Source organism: Plantactinospora solaniradicis, from assembly GCF_042658085.1.
Lineage (GTDB): Bacteria > Actinomycetota > Actinomycetes > Mycobacteriales > Micromonosporaceae > Plantactinospora > Plantactinospora solaniradicis.
This window is the reverse complement of sequence record NZ_JBHSPR010000009.1, coordinates 1-2,395: the sequence shown is the minus strand read 5'-3', so window position 1 is coordinate 2,395 and position 2,395 is coordinate 1. Positions and strand designations below refer to the sequence as shown.

Sequence of the window (2,395 nt, the reverse complement as noted above, 5' to 3'; positions counted from 1 at the left end):
ATCGCGCTGGCCCGACGGCGTGCTACGGCTTGGCGGTGCGGCTCGAGCGCAGCACCGGTGGGAACCGCTCGACGCCTACACCCTCATCGCCATTTGAGGCTGTCTCGCCAACCGTGTTTCCGGCGATCTTGGTTAGTAGGTTTCAGCGGCTGGGAAGCGGTCGCTGAAGGTGATGGCGAAGGCGTTCAACGCGGGTTTCCAGCGCATCGTCCATCGGGTTCTGCCTGCTCCGGTGGGGTGGGGTCCAGGGACCGGGTCACCAGGTACAGACACTTCAACGCGGCCAGCTCGTCCTTGGCCGTCCGGACAAGCTCGGCGGCGGCCTTTCCTCCGCCGACGGCTCCACCTGCTTCTTGCATCCGGTCTGATCGTTCGGTGTCGCGGTCATCACGGCACCCTCCTCACCAGGCACAACGCCTGGCGGGTCAGGCCGCAAACACCCTTAGATCCACAGACCCGGGCCGCACACTACTCAGGCCGCTGACATCGGCTAGGGGTGCGGATTGCTGGGAGTGACTTCGTAGGTCAAGCAGCGAGTTGGTAGCTGGCCTGGTGGTTGCGCTGGTGCTCTTGGCCCAGATGGTTAGGTCCAGTAGCGGTCGAAGTCGCCGTTGGCGAGCAGTGCGCAGAGTTTCAGGACGGCTTCGGCGCCGGCGCTCCGCCCGACCGTCGACGCGTTCGTCCGACAAATTCGCTAACCGGCGGCCGGAGCGCCGTGATACACAACCGACGTGCAAAACATCTTGGAGTTCCCCGAGGTCCTGCGGCTGATCGAAGACCGCTCGGCCGCGTTCCGCGCCGCGATCGCGTCCGCCCCCGACCTCGACGTCCAGGTCCCGACCTGCCCGGACTGGACGCTGCGCGAACTGGCGCAGCACCTCGGCGACGGCCGCCGCCGCCAGGCCGCCATCGTCGCGGCGGGCCCGGGCGCTGAGCCCCCGGCGAAAACGGACCCGAAGGGCGCCCCGACCGCGCCCCGCGACCGCGAAGCCCTGGACGCCTGGCTCGCCGAGTCGACCGAGCTCATGCTCGACGCGATGCGCGAGGCCGGCCCGGACCGCGGCTGTTGGACCTGGTGGGGCCGCTCGCAGGCCCCGGAGACCAGCGGAGCCGTGGCGCGGCACCAGATCCAGGAGATCGCCGTCCACACCTACGACGCCCAGCTCACCCAGGGGGCCGCACAGCCGCTGCCGACGGACGCCGCGGTCGAGGGCGTCGACGAGTTCCTGACGACCGTCTCGGCGACGACCGTCCCCTGGCCGTTCAAGCCGGCGACCATCGACCTGCACACGACTGAGGGCCGCTCCTGGCGCCTGACCCTCAGCGCCGACGGTGTCCGCTGCGACGACCTCGCCGCCGACGCGGAGCCGGGCGACATGGCGATGCGAGGCGCAGCGAGCGAACTGGTCCTCTACTTCTACGAGCGCGTCCCGCTCGACGGCCTGGAGACCACCGGCGACACCGAGCCGATGGAGCAGCTCGCAGACTGGGACCCGAACGCGTAAAGCGCGCACTTGTGACGCATCTGTCGGTTGTGCGCGCGCTCCTGCGGGCGCCACTGGGCCCGGGGTTGCGGACATCGCGCGGCTGCGGGCAGGCTGCGGGCCTGCTGTTCAAGGGCGAAAGGCGCACCTGCGGGCGGCTCGCGCTCGAGTGGGGACAGTGCGCGGTGGGTGCAGATTGCTGGGACTGACCTCGTAGATCAAGCGGCGAGTCGGTAGCGGGCCCGGTGGTTGCGCTGGTGTTCTTGGTCGAGGTGGAAGGTCCAGTAACGGTCGAAGTCGCCGTTGGCGAGCAGGGCGCTGAGTCTCAGGACGGCTTCGGCGCCGGCCAGTGACCATCGGGGTCGTCAGGGCTGAGCAGACGGGGACGGCCTCCCGCCCACCGAGGGTCCAGGCAGGCCGGGCCGATCTGGTTGAACCGGTGGATCACGTCCCGCACCGTGTCCTCGTCAGCCTGCACCAACTGGGCGATCACTGGAACTCGGTTGCCGCCGGCCGAGCCAGCAGCATCATCGCCCGTCGATCCCCGCCGCCGCCAACCCGGTAAACGTTCCCGGTCAGAGCACTAGCTTGTTTTCTAACCTTTGCGTTTTGCTGGTCGGCTTGGGTGCGGGCGCGGTGGATGGTTTTACCGACGTCGTGGCGGGGTCCGCGGTGTCGGTTGGGGCTGCCGGGTGGGTTTTGGTGCTTGCGCGGGATGGCTGGTCTTCGGCCGGAGGTTCCGAAACCCACGGCGGACCCGGGTGGGGCTCAGGCGCTCGGGTCGGGTGGGGTCGGCGGGTCGTTCCCAGGGACGACGCAGGTCATCGGTGAGGCCGCGCCGTAGTTGGATGTGTCGGCGACGCATGAAAATGGACCCCGTATCGGCGGGTGAATCTGGACCCCTCCTCGAA

Annotated in this window: 1 protein-coding gene and 2 pseudogenes; 1 reads left to right on the top strand and 2 read right to left on the bottom strand. The window is 69.0% G+C overall.

Annotation, left to right across the window (positions count from 1 at the left end; all coding sequences use genetic code 11):
• Positions 1–132: 132 nt before the first annotated feature.
• Positions 133–290 (bottom strand): annotated as a pseudogene (locus ACFP2T_RS12400) (IS256 family transposase); the annotation flags it as partial.
• Between the two features lie 441 nt (positions 291–731).
• On the opposite strand from ACFP2T_RS12400, the gene ACFP2T_RS12395 reads away from it, so the two are divergent.
• A complete protein-coding gene (locus tag ACFP2T_RS12395) occupies positions 732–1,505 on the top strand; it encodes a maleylpyruvate isomerase family mycothiol-dependent enzyme (RefSeq protein ID WP_377420945.1) in 774 nt (257 codons plus the stop codon).
• Positions 1,506–1,845: 340 nt separating this feature from the next.
• Here the strand turns inward: ACFP2T_RS12395 and ACFP2T_RS12390 are convergent.
• Positions 1,846–2,001, bottom strand: a pseudogene (locus ACFP2T_RS12390) (helix-turn-helix domain-containing protein); the annotation flags it as partial.
• Positions 2,002–2,395 lie beyond the last annotated feature (394 nt).